This window comes from Mesorhizobium sp. M7A.F.Ca.MR.176.00.0.0, assembly GCF_004023165.1.
Taxonomy (GTDB): domain Bacteria; phylum Pseudomonadota; class Alphaproteobacteria; order Rhizobiales; family Rhizobiaceae; genus Mesorhizobium.
On sequence record NZ_RZTC01000072.1, the window covers coordinates 1 to 15,421 of the forward strand.

13 protein-coding genes and 1 pseudogene are annotated in these 15,421 nt (G+C 63.4%); 9 read left to right on the plus strand and 5 right to left on the minus strand.

Annotation, left to right across the window (positions count from 1 at the left end):
• Window positions 1–322, plus strand: a pseudogene (locus tag EOB59_RS22315) (acetyl-CoA C-acetyltransferase); the annotation flags it as partial.
• A gap of 127 nt (window positions 323–449) precedes the next feature.
• Window positions 450–1,175: an acetoacetyl-CoA reductase gene (gene phbB / locus EOB59_RS22320; RefSeq protein WP_128289258.1), complete on the plus strand. Its 726-nt coding sequence runs from the start codon at window positions 450–452 to the stop codon at window positions 1,173–1,175.
• Window positions 1,176–1,284: 109 nt separating this feature from the next.
• Here the strand turns inward: phbB and EOB59_RS22325 are convergent, their stop codons facing one another.
• Entirely contained in the window at window positions 1,285–2,523 is a 1,239-nt protein-coding gene (locus EOB59_RS22325; protein ID WP_128289259.1) for an FAD-dependent monooxygenase, read from the minus strand.
• 81 nt (window positions 2,524–2,604) lie between these two features.
• Between EOB59_RS22325 and EOB59_RS22330 the strand changes: the two genes are divergently transcribed.
• The 5 genes from EOB59_RS22330 to EOB59_RS22350 all read left to right on the plus strand — a co-directional run bounded on the left by EOB59_RS22330 (window position 2,605) and on the right by EOB59_RS22350 (window position 9,255).
• Window positions 2,605–3,189 (plus strand): TetR family transcriptional regulator, encoded by a 585-nt coding sequence (locus EOB59_RS22330; protein ID WP_127397678.1) that lies wholly within the window; start codon window positions 2,605–2,607, stop codon window positions 3,187–3,189.
• Between the two features lie 703 nt (window positions 3,190–3,892).
• A complete protein-coding gene (locus tag EOB59_RS22335; RefSeq protein ID WP_128289260.1) occupies window positions 3,893–7,330 on the plus strand; it encodes a helicase-related protein in 3,438 nt (1,145 codons plus the stop codon).
• 16 nt (window positions 7,331–7,346) lie between these two features.
• Complete coding sequence (locus EOB59_RS22340) at window positions 7,347–7,733, plus strand: RNA-binding S4 domain-containing protein (RefSeq protein WP_023814308.1); 387 nt, start codon at window positions 7,347–7,349, stop codon at window positions 7,731–7,733.
• Window positions 7,734–7,967: 234 nt separating this feature from the next.
• Window positions 7,968–8,306 carry a ferredoxin FdxA gene (gene fdxA / locus EOB59_RS22345; RefSeq protein WP_013529180.1) on the plus strand — a complete coding sequence of 113 codons (339 nt, stop codon included), beginning with the start codon at window positions 7,968–7,970 and terminating at the stop codon, window positions 8,304–8,306.
• Between the two features lie 367 nt (window positions 8,307–8,673).
• The gene (locus EOB59_RS22350; protein WP_013529179.1) at window positions 8,674–9,255 is read left to right on the plus strand and encodes a CarD family transcriptional regulator; all 582 of its coding nucleotides are present in this window, start codon (window positions 8,674–8,676) and stop codon (window positions 9,253–9,255) included.
• Between the two features lie 174 nt (window positions 9,256–9,429).
• Here the strand turns inward: EOB59_RS22350 and EOB59_RS22355 are convergent, their stop codons facing one another.
• Window positions 9,430–11,199 (minus strand): ATP-binding protein, encoded by a 1,770-nt coding sequence (locus tag EOB59_RS22355; RefSeq protein WP_128289261.1) that lies wholly within the window; start codon window positions 11,197–11,199, stop codon window positions 9,430–9,432.
• A 129-nt stretch (window positions 11,200–11,328) separates the two neighbouring features.
• Between EOB59_RS22355 and EOB59_RS22360 the strand changes: the two genes are divergently transcribed.
• Together EOB59_RS22360 and EOB59_RS22365 are read left to right on the plus strand one after the other, a co-directional pair.
• Window positions 11,329–11,988: a response regulator transcription factor gene (locus EOB59_RS22360; protein ID WP_127267255.1), complete on the plus strand. Its 660-nt coding sequence runs from the start codon at window positions 11,329–11,331 to the stop codon at window positions 11,986–11,988.
• A 144-nt stretch (window positions 11,989–12,132) separates the two neighbouring features.
• Window positions 12,133–12,750 (plus strand): LysE family translocator, encoded by a 618-nt coding sequence (locus EOB59_RS22365; protein WP_128289262.1) that lies wholly within the window; start codon window positions 12,133–12,135, stop codon window positions 12,748–12,750.
• A 184-nt stretch (window positions 12,751–12,934) separates the two neighbouring features.
• On the opposite strand, the gene EOB59_RS22370 is transcribed toward EOB59_RS22365, so the two are convergent.
• The 3 genes from EOB59_RS22370 to EOB59_RS22380 all read right to left on the minus strand — a co-directional run bounded on the left by EOB59_RS22370 (window position 12,935) and on the right by EOB59_RS22380 (window position 15,294).
• Complete coding sequence (locus EOB59_RS22370; protein WP_127267253.1) at window positions 12,935–13,705, minus strand: amino acid ABC transporter ATP-binding protein; 771 nt, start codon at window positions 13,703–13,705, stop codon at window positions 12,935–12,937.
• Complete coding sequence (locus EOB59_RS22375; protein WP_127267252.1) at window positions 13,702–14,382, minus strand: amino acid ABC transporter permease; 681 nt, start codon at window positions 14,380–14,382, stop codon at window positions 13,702–13,704. Before EOB59_RS22375 ends, EOB59_RS22370 begins: the two co-directional genes overlap by 4 nt.
• A gap of 138 nt (window positions 14,383–14,520) precedes the next feature.
• On the minus strand, window positions 14,521–15,294 hold the full coding sequence (locus EOB59_RS22380) for an amino acid ABC transporter substrate-binding protein (RefSeq protein ID WP_127267251.1): 774 nt from the start codon (window positions 15,292–15,294) through the stop codon (window positions 14,521–14,523).
• Window positions 15,295–15,421: the final 127 nt, after the last annotated feature.

Genomic DNA, 15,421 nt, shown 5'->3' on the forward strand with positions numbered 1-15,421 from the left:
GATTATGGGCACCGGCCCGATCCCAGCATCGCGCAAGGCCTTGGAAAAGGCCGGCTGGTCGGTCGGCGATCTCGACCTGGTCGAGGCCAACGAGGCCTTTGCCGCGCAGGCCTGCGCCGTCAACAAGGACATGGGCTGGGATCCCTCGATCGTCAACGTCAATGGCGGCGCCATCGCCATCGGCCACCCGATCGGTGCGTCCGGCGCCCGCGTCTTCAACACGCTGGTCTTCGAAATGCGCCGGCGCGGCGCCAAGAAAGGCCTCGCCACCTTGTGCATCGGCGGCGGCATGGGCGTCGCCATGTGCATCGAAGCGCTCTGAAAAAGAAGTGAGTAGCAAATAGGGAGTAGTCAATAGGGAAGAATTGCGTCAGCGCGACGGGACGTAGATCCCTACTCGCTATTCGCTACTCCCTATTCGCTCTCCCGACCAAAGGGAGGGAACACGCATGACCAAGGTAGCAATCGTCACAGGCGGATCGCGCGGCATCGGCGCGGCGATCTCGATCGCATTGAAGACCGTCGGCTATTCGGTTGCCGCGAACTATGCCGGCAATGACGCCGCAGCGGCGAAATTCAAGGCCGAGACCGGCATTCCGGTCTACAAATGGTCGGTCGCCGACTATGATTCCTGCGCCGCCGGCATCCGCCAAGTCGAGGCCGATCTCGGCCCGGTCTCGGTGCTGGTCAACAACGCCGGCATCACCCGGGACGCCATGTTCCACAAGATCACGCGCGAGCAGTGGAAAGAGGTCATCGACACCAACCTGTCCGGCGTCTTCAACATGACGCATCCGCTGTGGAGCGGCATGCGCGACCGCAAGTTCGGCCGCGTCATCACCATCTCCTCGATCAACGGCCAGAAGGGCCAGGCCGGCCAGGTCAACTATTCCGCCGCCAAGGCCGGCGACATCGGTTTCAGCAAAGCTCTCGCTCAGGAGGGGGCTCGCGCGGGCATCACCGTCAACGTCATCTGCCCCGGCTACATCGCCACCGAAATGGTCAAGGCGATCGACGAGAAAGTGCTCAACGAGCGCATCATCCCACAGATCCCTGTCGGCCGCCTCGGCGAGCCCGAAGAAATCGCACGCTGCGTCGTTTTCCTCGCATCCGAAGATGCCGGCTTCATCACCGGCTCGACCATCACAGCCAATGGCGGCCAATACTTCGCCTGACCAAAACCACGTGGCTTGAATGTGCACACGTGCCGGCAGTGTCGCCGGCACATTTGTCTTTAGACGCAACGCTCCGATACAGCGCCGGAAGTTGTCCGGCGCCTCAAGTTCACGCGACCAGCTTGAGTTCGCGTCTCACCGCTTGCTTGCGCAGGCCCGGCTGCGACGACGCTGGCAGCTTCGCCATTTCGGCCCGGCTGAGACCTGACAATTTCATCGAGATCCTGCGCTTGACGAACGGCATCATGTTGACGACGCCGAGCACGAAATTGCGCAAGACGCGCCGCAGCGGTGTGCGAACAAGCGCCATGCCTGTCAGCCTGCCCGCCAGTTCGATCACCTCCTGCGCCGCGGGACGCCGAAGCGTCTCGTAGAGGTCGAGTTCGCTTTCCGGGCGGACACCGTTGATCACGTCGCCGAGCAGTTCTCCCAGCACCACGGCATCGATCAGGCCGGTGTTCATGCCTTGGCCGCCGGCCGGGCTGTGCACATGGGCGGCGTCGCCCATGACGAACAGGCGCCCCTGCCGGTAGGACTTGGCAAGGCGGTGATGCACGCGGAAGCGTGTACTCCAGGTCAGGTCGAGCACCTGCGCCGGGCTGGCCGACGGGCCGCGACTGTCGAGCAGCGCCTGGATGTCGGCAATGCCGGTCCGCTCAGGCGCCTCATCCATGGTCGCTACGATGCGGTATGATCCGTCCGGCAGTGGCGCGACGACGACCAGTCCGGCCGGAGAGAACAGCAGCGACACCTCTGTTGGCCCGAGCGGCCAGTCAAGGCGCACGTCGGCGAGTACAAAAGACCCTGCATAGGCCTCGCCGTCGAAGCCTATGCCGGCGGCCTCGCGCACCACGCTGTGCATGCCGTCCGCACCAACGACGTAGCGCGCCGAGATCGTCTTTTCGCGACCATTCTGGACGACCGTGACGTGCGCGCCATCGACCCCCTGCAATACCTCCTTCGCCTCGACGCCGCGACGGATGACACCGCCCAACCCGGCGATACGCTCAGTGAGGACCTTCTCGGTCAGGTTCTGCGGAATCATCAGCACGTAGGGATACGCCGAGGGCAGGCTCGAGAAATCGAGGTTGATTAGGACCCGGTCGCGATCACGTATGGCGAAGTTGTCAAGCTTCAGGCCGAGTTCGACCAGCCGCCCCGTAACGCCAAGCGGCTCGAGTGTCTCCAGCGTCTGCGCGTGGATCACTCCGGCACGTGAGGTGTTGAGGCCTTCGGCGAGGCGGTCGACCACGACGTGATCGACGCCTGCCTGATGCAGGGCAATGGACAGCGCCAGGCCGGTCGGGCCGGCGCCTATGACCAGGACTTCGGTGGTATCAGGCAGCATTTTCTCTCTCCATTTGTCAACGATTGGTGACTTTTATCTTGGGTGCTTGAGTTTGTCAACGCTCGTTGATATTTGATTTTCATGAGCACGAATCATTCGAAAAAGCCGAGCAAGTCGGATCGCACCCGAGGGCAAATCCTGGATGCCGCCAGAGATCTGTTTGCCGAGCACGGCTATGACGGCGCGTCGATCCGCGATGTCGGGACCCGCGCCTCGATCGATCCGGCCATGGTGATCCGCTATTTCCACAGCAAGGACGAATTGTTCGCCCGGGCGGCACTCGTCGACCTGCAACTGCCGGCACTTCGGGTGATCGACCCGGCCACCGTCGGCGAAACTTTGATCAGGCGGTTTCTCGAAGTCTGGGAAGGCCCGGCCAGCGGACCCGGCATGGCAATTCTGCTGCGTTCCGCGGCGTCGAACGAATTCGCCGCCGAAAAAATGCGCGAGATATTCGCCAACCAGGTGAGGCCGGTGGTTGCGGCGGTCGGCGATCTCGCCGACGCCGGTCGAAGGGCCGGGCTCATTTCGAGCCAGTTGCTGGGTTTGGCGATGTGCCGATATGTGCTGCGGCTACCGCCCGTCGTCGCTCTGTCACACGACGAGATCATCCGGAACGTCGGCCCTGCGCTGCAACGCTATGCCACTGGAGAGGACACGGCCTGAACCAGCGGTCCGGCCGGACCCGTCAACATGCAGCGGCTGCACCTAGCCAAAGCATGCAACCAATCTGTGCCGAAGCAGCACGCGGAGGTTAACAGCCACCCGCCGCCCTGTGCGAAAGCTGCTTCGTAACCTGTGGATTCTCGGTGGATAAGCTGTTCACAACACAAGATATTGGGGTGAACAAATCAGGAAAATCACGCCATCGCTGATTCGTCGCTGATTCGTTCCGGCTATGAGCCGAACGTTAACGACGACAGCCGGAATCGCCTGCCCAACTGCTTAACGCAGGTTAAGAAAGATCAACAATTTCATCATGTTGGTCGAGGCGCGCCTAGCCACCGTGATTGTTTCCAGGCAAAGGTTAACGGCAACACCCCTCTTAGCATGAAACGGGCCAGTTCAGCGATTCAGCATGTGGTGCGACTCGCGGCCGCGAAATCCACATGTAGCCGTGAACAAAAGCTGAATCTGCAGGAGTCACTGATTCGTCGCCGATTCGTTCCAGACTCGTTCTATCCGTTAATCCGCAGCCGATTGGAAGCTTGACAAAACCACCTTCTCGCCGCCGGCGGAACATTCCGCTTTCGCTTCGCGCCCGAAATCCCTATGTGTCGCCTGTCATACGCGCCATTTGAGGCAGCGCTCCCGACAACCAGAGGCCAGAAGCCTTATTTCCAGATCCCGGAAGCCTTATTCTAGGTTGATGAACATCCAGCCCAAACACACAGAGCCGCTGATCCTGTCGGGCCGCGACGTGACCGCCGTGCTCGGGCCCACCAACACCGGCAAGACCCATCTCGCCATCGAGCGCATGGTAGCGCATGAGAGTGGGATCATCGGCCTGCCGCTCAGGCTTCTGGCGCGCGAGGTCTACGCCCGCGTCTGCGAAAAGGTTGGCGCCCACAAGGTCGCGCTGATCACGGGCGAGGAAAAGATCCAGCCGCCGGGCGCCAGATATTCGGTCTGCACCGTCGAGGCCATGCCGCGCGAGACCGACGCCGCCTTTGTCGCCATCGACGAGGTGCAGCTCGCCGGTGACCTCGAGCGCGGCCACATCTTCACCGATCGCATCCTGCACCTGCGCGGCCGCCAGGAGACGCTGCTACTGGGTGCCGCCACCATGCACGGTATCCTGCAGCGCCTGCTGAGGGGTGTCTCGGTGGTGACGCGGCCGAGGCTGTCGCATCTTGCCTATGCCGGCTCCAAGAAGCTGACCCGCCTGCCGCGGCGCACGGCAATCGTCGCCTTCTCCGCCGACGAGGTCTACGCCATCGCCGAGTTGATCCGCCGCCAGCAGGGCGGTGCCGCCGTCGTGCTCGGCGCGCTCTCGCCGCGCACCCGCAACGCCCAGGTGGCGCTATTCCAGTCCGGCGATGTCGACTACCTCATCGCCACCGACGCCATCGGCATGGGTCTCAATCTCGATCTCGACCACGTCGCCTTCGCCCAGAACCGCAAGTTCGATGGCTTCCAGTACCGCAACCTGACCGCGGCCGAGCTCGGCCAGATCGCCGGCCGCGCCGGCCGGCATCTGCGCGACGGCACGTTCGGTGTCACCGGCCAGGTCGACCCGCTCGACGAAGAGCTGATCAAGAAGATCGAAGGCCACGAGTTCGATCCGGTGAAGGTGCTGCAGTGGCGCACCGCGCATTTCGACTTTGCCAGCCTCGACGCGCTGAAGCGCTCGATCGAGACCAACGCTCCGGTCGAGGGACTGACGCGGGCATTGCCTGCCGTCGACGCACAGGCGCTCGAGCATCTGTCGCGCGACGAAGACATCCGCGCGCTCACCACCAATGCCAAGCGCGTGGCGCTGCTGTGGGAAGCCTGCGCGCTGCCCGACTACCGCAGGATCGCGCCGGCGCAGCATGCCGACCTCATTGCCTCGATCTACACGGACCTCGCACGCCACGGCCATGTCAACGAGAATTACATGGCCGAGCAGGTGCGCCGCGCCGACACCACCGAGGGCGACATTGACACGCTGTCGCATCGCATAGCCCAGATCCGCACCTGGACATTCGTGTCGAACCGGCCCGGCTGGCTGGCCGATCAGGCACACTGGCAGGAAAAGACGCGCGAAATCGAAGACAGATTGTCGGATGCGCTGCATGAGCGGTTGACGAAACGCTTCGTAGACCGCAGGACTTCCGTCCTCATGCGGCGCCTTAGAGAAAATACCATGCCTGAAGCCGAAATTAGCCCTACCGGAACCGTCCTTGTCGAAGGCCACCATGTCGGCGAGTTGCAAGGGTTCCGCTTCACCGCCGACCAGACCGCCGGCGGCGAAGACGCCAAGGCGGTGCGCACCGCTGCCCAGAAGGCGCTGGCCGCCGAGTTCGAATCGCGCGCCGAACGCTTCGGCGCCTCGGCCAATGGCGACATCGCGCTCGGCTCGGACGGCACGCTGCGCTGGATCGGCGCGCCGATCGGCACGCTTGTATCAGGCGAAGACGCGCTGAAGCCGCGGCTGGTGCTGCTGGCCGACGAGCAGCTGACCGGCCCGGCGCGCGACAAGGTCGCCGCGCGTGCCGAGCGATTCGTCAATTTCCAGATCGAGTCGCTGCTGAAGCCGCTGGTCGACCTCAGGAACGCCGACCAGATTTCCGGCATCGGCCGCGGCATCGCCTTCCAGCTGGTCGAGAATTTCGGCCTCATCAACCGCCGCGACATCGCCGAGGAGATGAAGTCGCTCGACCAGGAAGGCCGCGCCGCACTTCGCCGGCTTGGTGTGCGCTTCGGCGCCTACCATGTCTTCGTGCCGGCGCTGATCAAGCCGGCGCCTGCCGGGCTGGTGACATTGCTATGGGCGCTGAAGAACGACGGCAAGGACAAGCCGGGCTTTGGCGACGTGGTCCATGCGCTCGCCTCGGGTCGCACCTCGGTGGTGATCGACCCTGCTTTCGACAAGACGTTCTATAAGCTTGCCGGCTACCGCAATCTCGGCCGTCGCGCCGTGCGCATCGACATACTGGAACGGCTGGCGGATCTGATCCGTCCGGCGACCAACTGGAAGCCCGGCCTCGGCCAGCGCCCGGACGGCGCCTATGACGGCCAGTCCTTCATGGTGACGCCGCCGATGATGTCGATCCTCGGCGCCACCGCCGACGACATGGAAGAAATTCTCAAGGGTCTCGGCTACCGTGCCGAGCCTAAGCCGGCCGTCGAGGTCAAGGCGCGGCTCGAAGCGCAGGACAACGCCGCCCGCGAAGCGGCGGTGGCGAAACTGGCGACGGAAGAAGCTGCACGAGCCGAGCAGGCCAAAGCGGCGGAAGCCGCGGCAACGGATGCCGCAGCAGAGGCAGCCGTCGAAGGGTCGGAGCCGGCATCGGACGCAGTGGCCGTTTCGGAAACCACGGTCGAAATTCCCGCCGAAATCACCTCCGACGCCGCGGCGGAACCTGCTGCGCCAGCCGTGGAAGAACAGGCGGACGCTCCAGTCGAAACCGTGCAAGACGAAGCGCCTGTAGCCGAGGCTGCGGCCGACGTCGCCGAACCGGCGCCGGTTGAACCGCAGGCAGAGACTGAGACTGCCGAGATCGAAGTTGCAGCGGCAGAAGAAGCCGCAACGCCCGAGCTGGCGGCAAATGCCGCGCCGGCAACGGACGCCGCGCCGGACGAACCTGTGGCGGTGACTGAAGCAGCCGTCGGCGAACCCGCTCCGGAAGCCGAAGGGCCAAAACCCATCCTGTTGTGGCGGCAGGGCCGCTTCGAACAGCGGCCGCGCAACCGCGATGACAACCGCAGGAACAATCGCCCGCGCAACGGACAAGCGCGCGGCCGAAGCGATGCGCCTGCGGATGCCGCCGGCGCACCGGCCGCCGCCGCTGCACCCGGCGAACGTCCGGCCCATGAAGGCCGTCGCGATGGAGCCGGCAAGCCGCGCTTCGACCGCTCGAAATTCAAGCCCAAGCCGCAGGCCGAAGGCGAACAGCGACGTGATGGCAGGCCGCAGGGCGAACGTCCCGACCGCCGCGAAGGCCGTCCCGACTGGAAGGGTGGCAGGCCGGATGGCAAAGGTGGCCCGCAAGGCGGCAAGCCGGCCTTCCAGCCGAAGCCGCGCGAGGAGCGCCCGGTGCGTTTCGATCCGGATTCGCCCTTCGCCAAGCTCGCCGCTCTCCGCGACCAGCTGAAGAAGTAGAACCCGGCTCGCTTCGATGGTTGCCGAAGGCCGCCAGCGCATCGACAAATGGCTGTTCTTCTCCCGCGCCGTGAAATCGCGCTCGCTGGCGGCGAAGTTGGTCGTCGCCGGCCGGGTCCGCATCAATCGCGACAAAGCAGCGCAGGCCTCCGACCAAGTCAAGCCAGGCGACGTCCTGACCATCACACTCGAACGCCGCATCTTCATCTGGAAGGTGCTTGGTGCCGGTGCACGGCGCGGCCCGGCCGAGGAGGCCCGGACGCTCTACGAGGATATGTCGCCACCGCCCGCACCGAAGGGCGAAGCCCCTCCCGATGCAATTCCGGGGCTGCGCGAGGCCGGCAGCGGCCGCCCGACCAAGAAGGAACGTCGCCAGACCGACCGATTGCTCGGCGAAGATTGATGCCTGGCGTCCAAAAACACGCAGTGGTTCTGGGGCAACGGCACGCCTGAGGCGAGAACTGAGCCCGGCAAACAGACGCTCTGCGGGACATGACTGACTTCCGCCGGGCCTGCAGTCTGGAATTCCATTCCGGAAACACCGGCACCGTCCGCAATGGCTACCCTTGCAAGCGGTCGACAAAGGCGTTACCTGACGGAAAAAGCCCAACAAAATGGGACGTCCCGGAGCCGACCGATGACCTATGTCGTGACCGACAATTGCATCAAATGCAAATACATGGACTGCATCGAAGTCTGTCCGGTCGACTGTTTCTACGAAGGCGAGAACATGCTCGTCATCCACCCCGACGAGTGCATCGACTGCGGTGTTTGCGAGCCGGAATGCCCGGCCGACGCAATCAAGCCGGACACCGAACCCGGCCTCGACAAATGGCTGCAGGTCAACACCGAATACGCCGAGAAATGGCCCAACATCACCGCCAAGAAGGAACCGCCGGCAGACGCCAAATCCTTCGACGGCGAGGCCGGCAAGTTTGAGAAATACTTCTCGGCCGAGCCCGGCGAAGGCGATTGACAACACGGCCGCAAAGGCCGGTATTACGCTGGGTAAGAGGCACGTCACATTAACCGGCTTGACAGCCGGCGCTGACCTGTGGCCTTCGCGTATGCAGCAAAACCTTGATTCTTCCGACTTTTTGTGTTACATCAGCGAAACATGCCGGTGACACAACGTCGATTTATGGCGCAGACGCCCCAAATCACTGAAAGGTGAAAATCCCATTCGGACCAGAGCGATCTGGGCCAGGCGGTCGCGATGTTGCGGTTTGCCGGTCCGGCTTTTCCGATGGGTTCATCTGTTGTGCGGCTAACGATCGGCTTCCCCGATCGCGCGAGTTCGGACCGGCAGGACGCCGGTGCCACAACAAGGAGTTCAGGGCGTAATGGCAACGATCACCCCGCAGAAGAAGTCCACCGCTGCGCGTCACGGTTTCAAGACCGGCGAGTACATCGTCTACCCGGCGCACGGCGTCGGCCAGATCGTCTCGATCGACGAGCAGGAAGTTGCTGGACACAAGCTGGAACTGTTCGTCATCGACTTTTCGAAGGACAAGATGCGCCTGAAGGTGCCGGTCGCCAAGGCGACCTCCATCGGCATGCGCAAGCTGTCGGAGGAGGATTATGTCGAGCGCGCGCTGAAGGTCGTGCAGGGCCGCGCCCGTGTCAAGCGCACCATGTGGTCGCGCCGCGCCCAGGAATATGATGCGAAGATCAATTCGGGCGACCTGATCTCGATCTCGGAAGTCGTGCGCGACCTCTACCGCGCCGACAACCAGCCGGAGCAGTCCTATTCCGAGCGCCAGCTCTATGAGGCGGCGCTCGACCGCATGGCCCGCGAGATCGCGGCCGTCAACCGCATGTCGGAAACCGAAGCCGTGCGCTTGATCGAGGTCAACCTCAACAAGGGCCCTAAGCGGGGCGCCAAGGCCGACAATGAAGAGGCCGAGCAGGAAGAAGCTGCCTGATCCTTCTCGCCTTTTCGAGAGATCCTGCCTGAAACGATTGGAGGCTCCGGTTTGACCGGGGCCTCTTTTGCTTCGGGCCGCAGCTTCGATGTTGATGATGTACTGCGCACCAGCGTGCTGCATCGCGGCTTGCCGGCGCGTCGAACCGTGGTGCCGTCCAGCACGCGTTTTCGTTTAACGTGTGTCCCCACTTGTCGCCTTGCCAGCAAAGCAGACCGCAGCAATGGTTTCGCGCAATTCCTCGTCGGCGATCGGCTTGTGCAGGATGCGGCTGCCGCTGGCGCTGATCTCCTTGAGGCGCGAAGGCGAGGTATCGCCGGTGATGATGATGGTCGGGACAACGCGGCCGATATGGGCGTGAAGCGCACGGATCGCGTCGGTGCCGGTGGTGTCATTCTCGAGACGGTAGTCTGCGATGATCAGGTCGACCGGCGCATCGCCGGCAGCCAGCGCCGCCGCATGGGCCTTCCGTGCCTCTGCGGCGGAGCGGCCGGGATAGACACGATGTCCCTCCAGGCTGAGCAAGCGCACCATGGCATCGAGAACGTCGCCCTCATCCTCGACCACCATGATGCCGGCGGCACTGCTGGCCGGCGATGTCGTGTTGACCTCTAAGCGAGCCTGCACCGCGCCGGCCTTCGCGACGGTGATGGAAAACAGGGAACCGCGTCCTGGTGTCGAAGCTAATTTCAGGGGGTGCCCCAACAGTTCGGCGGTGCGACGAACGATGGCGAGCCCGAGTCCCAGGCCTTGCGTGCGGTCCCGCGCCGGGTTCTGCAACTGCACGAACTCCTCGAAGACCATCCCCTGCTGATCGGCGGGGATGCCGGGGCCGCTGTCGAGGACCTGTATCTCCACACATGCGCCGCGCCGGCGACAGCCCAGCAGGACACCACCTTGCTTGGTGTAGCGAAAGGCATTCGACACCAGGTTGTTGAGAATGCGCTTCAGCATCATCGGGTCGCTGTCGACGCAGAGGCCGCTGTCGACCACGCGCCACGTAAGTCCGCGCTGTTTCGCCTCGGCGGCGAATTCATTGCGAAGATCACCAAAGAGGTCGCGCAGCGGCACCGCCTCGCTCGCGACCGTGACGATGCCCGCATCGAGCCGGGAGATATCGAGCAAAGCGTTGAGCAGCCCACTGAAGTTGCTGACAACCGATTTCGCCCGGCTGGCCAGGTCGCGCGCCTCGCCGGAGGGTACGTCGCCGCGCTGCCCCAAAACGGCAAGCGTCGAGACCAGCAGGCTCAGGGCATGGATCGGTTGGCGCAGATCGTGACTCGCCGCCGCCAGAAAACGCGTCTTGGCACGGTCGGCGGTCTGCGCCCTGTCGCGTTCCTCTTGCAGATGCTCGACCAGCGTTTCGTTCTCCAGTCGCAGGCTGACGGTTTCGCGCAGCATGCGGTAGGTGATACGGCAGTAGTAGAAATTGATCGCCACCAGCGACGCGAGCAGGAACAGGAAGGCGCCGGAAATATCGCTTTGGGTGGTCAGGCAGCGCAGGGCGACCGGCACCACCGTGGCCAGGATGGAACCAACCAGCGCCGGCGGAAAGGCCGACAGAGACGGCACGGTGCCGCAGACGAGACCAGTCAGGACGATGACCGTGAAGGACAGCACGATCGGCGCCTCGGGCATGAATCCGACCCAGCCAAGCACACCCCACAGAAGGCCTGACATGCAGGAAAATGCCGTCGCCAGCCATGCCCAGCGCAAGATCGAGTGGCGATCCCGGGCGCGGCTGAAAAAACGGCGCGACGCCAGCACCCGGATAGCCGTCAGCAGATACAGCGCCGCTAGCCAGCCGATCAGCCAATTGGTGGAAACGGCCGTTCTCAGCACATAGACCGCCGCCATCGAGATCACGATGTTGGAGATGACCACGCCGTAGGAATTGCGATACAGGAGTTCGATCAGGGCCTGGCGTATCTTGTCTTCCTGCATCGAATCCCTCCAATTGCCCCAAGTATTCTCCGGGCGGTCTTCCCCGGTACCGTTGATCTACCGGCAACCTGTTTCGCATAAGTTGGCGATCGATCCATATACGCCGCTGCAGTCCTGGATGGTGCCCTGATGAATCGCCCGCTCACCGCCATACTCGCCGACGACCATGCCATCGTGCGCGAGGGGCTGAAGCTGCTCATCTCGGCGATGGACAATGTCTCGGTCGTCGCCGAGGCTGCGGATGGCGAGGCGCTGCTTGGCCAACTGCGAAGCACGCGCGCCGACCTTTTGATCCTCGACCTGGGCATGCCAGGTGTCGCCGGGATGCAGTTCATCGCCACCATCAGGACCTTGGCGCCACACCTGCGCATCGTGGTGCTGACGGCCAATATCGAGCCGAGGACGGTGCGCGCCGCGCTCAGTGCCGGCGCCAACGCCTACCTGACCAAGGACGGCGATCCCGAGGAACTCGGCGCCGCCATCGAAGCGGTCAAGAAGGGGGGCACCTATCTGGCGAAAACCGTTCGCTTCGCCGTCAGCGATATGGGCAGGGGCAGCGAGCCGATAGCCGCACAGGAAATCCTCTCCCCGGTGCCGCTGACGCGGCGCGAACGGCAGATCCTTCAACTGGTGGCGCAAGGCATGATCACGCGCGACATCGCCGAACGGTTGGGGATCAGCCTGCCGACCGCTCGCAAGCATCGCGAAAACCTGATGGGCAAGCTCAATCTCCACAACACCGCCGAACTGACCGCCTACGCGGTTCGTTTGGGATTGCCCGCCGGCTGACATCGCAGCCGCTCGGCAACGTCCCCTTAACCATCGGCAGATTAGCCAAGCCCGATCACGATCCAAATACGGCATCTGCCGTATGTTTTCGGCCTGACCCCCAGCCTACTCCTCCCACGGCTTGATCACATGGGAGGAGCCGTCATGCCGTCGCTGGATCTTTGGATTCCGTTCGCCCTCGCAACGCTCGCCTTCGCCTGCATGCCAGGGCCGGCGATTCTCTACATGACCGCGCAGACGCTGGCCCATGGCCGTCAGGCGGGATTGATGGCGGCACTGGGTGTTCATCTCGGCTGTTACGTGCACATCCTGGCCGCGGCGGTCGGACTCGCCGCACTGATGGAACACGCGCCGGTCGCTTTCTCGATGATCCGATTGGCGGGCGCCACATATCTCATTTCGCTAGGCCTTGCCATGTTCCTGGGCTGGAACCGGATGGGCGAGGACGGTGCCAGGCCGGCCCCGAACACATTCCGCGACAGCATGGTCGTCGAGATCCTCAATCCCAAGACGGCACTGTTCTTCCTGACCTTCCTGCCGCAGTTCGTGGATCCGTCAGCCGCCATTGCCGTAGGGTTGCAATTCCTCATCCTCGGCATCGTCGTCAATCTCATCTTCTCGATGGCCGACCTGGCGGCGGTCGGCATCGCCTCGCTCGCCGCTGGCCGGTTCACTGGCGGCGGCGCCGGATGGGTGATCCCCAAGACATGCGGTTCGATCCTCATCGGACTTGGCGTGGCGCTCGTCAGCCATCATATCTGAACCTGCAAATGAAAAGCCGCGGCGTCAGGGGAGAGCCGACGGTGAAATTTTAGCGGCTGCCGGCAGCAAGGGCCAGTATGCCGGAGGGCGCCTCACGGCCTGCTCGCGCACCGGGCAAGATATCCCGGAAACCAGCGCCCCTTTTAGGGCCATCGCCCGAATCAACATACTCTGGGTCGCGCGCTTACGCGCCGCCGCCTTCCTTCTCAGCCTCCTGCTTCAGCGTTGCGATGAACCGCTTCGTCCGTTGCTGCTGCGGATTGTTGAACAGCACCGCGGCCGGCCCCTTCTCGACGACGACGCCGGCATCGAGGAACACCACTTCCTGGGCGATCTTGGAGGCGAGGCGCAGATCATGCGTCGCCATCACCATGGTCGTGCCTTCGCTGGCGAGCTTGCCAAGCACCTCGACCACCTCTTGCGCCAGTTCCGGGTCGAGCGCCGAGGTCGGCTCGTCGCAGAGCAACACTTTCGGCGACGGCGCCAACGCGCGGGCGATCGCCACGCGCTGCTGCTGGCCGCCCGACAGCGTCGCTGGCCAGGCGTCTGCCTTGTGCACCATCCCGACCTTCTCCAGCAGAGCCAGTGCCCGCTCGCGTGCCCTCTCAGGCGACCATTTCAACACCGTCACCAGCCCTTCCATGACGTTCTCGATCGCAGTGCGATGCGGAAACAGCTGGAAGTTCTGGAACACCATGCCAGTCTGCAGCCGCAGGCGCTGGATATCCCTGGCCGGAACCCTGCCGCCGGGGTGGAATTCGAGCGTCTCGTCGCCAATGCGCACCGTGCCCGAGGTCGGGATCTCCAGGAGGTTGATACAGCGCAGCAGGGTGCTCTTTCCCCCGCCCGACGGACCGACCAGCGCCGTGACGCTGCCTTCGGCAATGGTGACCGTCACGCCCTTCAACACGAGATTGTCGCCGAAGCGCTTTTCGATGTTGCTGAGGCCGATCATGAGCGCGCCTCCAGGAAGCCGCCATAGCGGTTGAGCCGGGTCTCCAACCGCGTCTGCAAGGCCGACAGCACCGAACTCAGCGCCAAATAGAGGATCGCCGCCTCGACATAGAGGATCAGCGGCTCATAGGTGGTGGCGACGATGCGCTGCGCCGCCTGGAACATCTCCGGCACGGTGATGGCGGCGGCCAGCGACGTGTCCTTGACCAGCGAGATGAAGGTGTTGGAGAGCGGCGGCACCGCGACCCGGCCGGCTTGCGGCAGAATGGTACGCCGCATCGCCTGGCCCCAGGTCATGCCGATCGAATAGGCGGCTTCCCACTGGCCTTTCGGCACCGAGCCTATTGCCGCGCGGATGATTTCCGACGTGTAGGCGCCGATGTTGAGCGTGAATCCGATCAACGCCGCCGTGAAGGCGTCGAGCAGGATGCCGACCGACGGCAGGCCGTAGAAGATGAGGAACAGCTGCACCAAAAGTGGCGTACCCCGGAAGATCCAGACATAGAAGCGCACAAGCGCGACCAGCGGCTTGGGGCCGAACAGCCGGGCGAGTGCAGCACCCAACCCAACGGCCAGCCCCAAGGCGAAGGACAACAGCGTCAGCGGCACGGTGAAGATCAGCGCCGCCCACAGCAGCGAAGGCAGCGACTCCAGCATCAGTTGCAGCCAGTGCGGCACGTATGACCCTCCAGATTGGTCGAAGCAGCTTGGTCAAGGCGAGAATGCGTCTGCCATATCACGACAAAAGCGGCGGGCCGTCAAAGACGGCTCGCCGCTCGATGTGTCTCATGGCCGCGGAGCGGCTAGCCTCATGGATTACTTCGAAACATCCTGGCCGAAATAGGTGTCGGCGATTTTCTTATAGGTGCCGTCGGCCTTGATATCGGCCAGCGCCTTGTTGATCGCCGCGACCAGCTCCGGATCGCCCTTGCGCACGATGACGCCGGAATAGTCGGCGTTTTCCTCTTGCGCGGCAATCTTCACATTGGCGTCGGGCTTGTGCTTCTTGAAGTCGAGGAACGACAGGCTGTCATTGATCGTGGCGTCGGCGCGGCCGGTCAGAAGCAGCTGGATCGACTGGTCGAAGCCATCGGTGCCGACCAGTTCAGCGCCGTTCGTTTCGGCCAGCTTGCCGAAATTCGAGGTCAACGACTGCGCCGACTTCTTGCCCTTGAGATCGGCGAAGCTCTTGATGTCGGTGTTGTCGCCGCGCACGATCAGCACCGCCTTGGAGGCGATGTAGGGATCGGAGAAGTCGTACTTGGCTTTGCGGGCATCGGTGATGCCCACCTGATTGATGACGGCGTCGTAGCGATTAGCGTCGAGGCCGGCGATCAGTCCATCCCACTTGCCTTCGAGGAACTCGGCCTGGACACCAAGCTTCTCGGCAATCGCCTTGGCAATCTCGACGTCGAAGCCGACCAGTGCACCGGACGTGTCATGGTAGGTGAACGGCGCATAGGTGCCTTCCGTGCCGATCTTGATGACACCGGCGTGCTTGATCTGGTCGAGATTGGGGCCGGCATGACCTGAAGCGACAGCCAGGGCCTGCAGCGTTCCGGCGATAATGAGCGACTTGAGCCATTTCATTTTTCTGTGATCCCGTCCTTGGCCGGCTGGCCGGCATATTTGTGAGCGCTGGAAACTGACAGATGCAAGCCGAAAAAATAAGGAACAGGATTTCAAAAACGGCGGGTTTATGAAACCATATTCTCTA

What these genes read in the sequence shown, in the direction of transcription:
- phbB (WP_128289258.1), top strand. Translation starts at nt 450, where the DNA reads ATGACCAAGGTAGCAATCGTCACAGGCGGATCGCGCGGCATCGGCGCG.
- EOB59_RS22325 (WP_128289259.1), bottom strand. Translation starts at nt 2,523, where the DNA reads ATGCTGCCTGATACCACCGAAGTCCTGGTCATAGGCGCCGGCCCGACC.
- EOB59_RS22330 (WP_127397678.1), top strand. Translation starts at nt 2,605, where the DNA reads ATGAGCACGAATCATTCGAAAAAGCCGAGCAAGTCGGATCGCACCCGA.
- EOB59_RS22335 (WP_128289260.1), top strand. Translation starts at nt 3,893, where the DNA reads ATGAACATCCAGCCCAAACACACAGAGCCGCTGATCCTGTCGGGCCGC.
- EOB59_RS22340 (WP_023814308.1), top strand. Translation starts at nt 7,347, where the DNA reads ATGGTTGCCGAAGGCCGCCAGCGCATCGACAAATGGCTGTTCTTCTCC.
- fdxA (WP_013529180.1), top strand. Translation starts at nt 7,968, where the DNA reads ATGACCTATGTCGTGACCGACAATTGCATCAAATGCAAATACATGGAC.
- EOB59_RS22350 (WP_013529179.1), top strand. Translation starts at nt 8,674, where the DNA reads ATGGCAACGATCACCCCGCAGAAGAAGTCCACCGCTGCGCGTCACGGT.
- EOB59_RS22355 (WP_128289261.1), bottom strand. Translation starts at nt 11,199, where the DNA reads ATGCAGGAAGACAAGATACGCCAGGCCCTGATCGAACTCCTGTATCGC.
- EOB59_RS22360 (WP_127267255.1), top strand. Translation starts at nt 11,329, where the DNA reads ATGAATCGCCCGCTCACCGCCATACTCGCCGACGACCATGCCATCGTG.
- EOB59_RS22365 (WP_128289262.1), top strand. Translation starts at nt 12,133, where the DNA reads ATGCCGTCGCTGGATCTTTGGATTCCGTTCGCCCTCGCAACGCTCGCC.
- EOB59_RS22370 (WP_127267253.1), bottom strand. Translation starts at nt 13,705, where the DNA reads ATGATCGGCCTCAGCAACATCGAAAAGCGCTTCGGCGACAATCTCGTG.
- EOB59_RS22380 (WP_127267251.1), bottom strand. Translation starts at nt 15,294, where the DNA reads ATGAAATGGCTCAAGTCGCTCATTATCGCCGGAACGCTGCAGGCCCTG.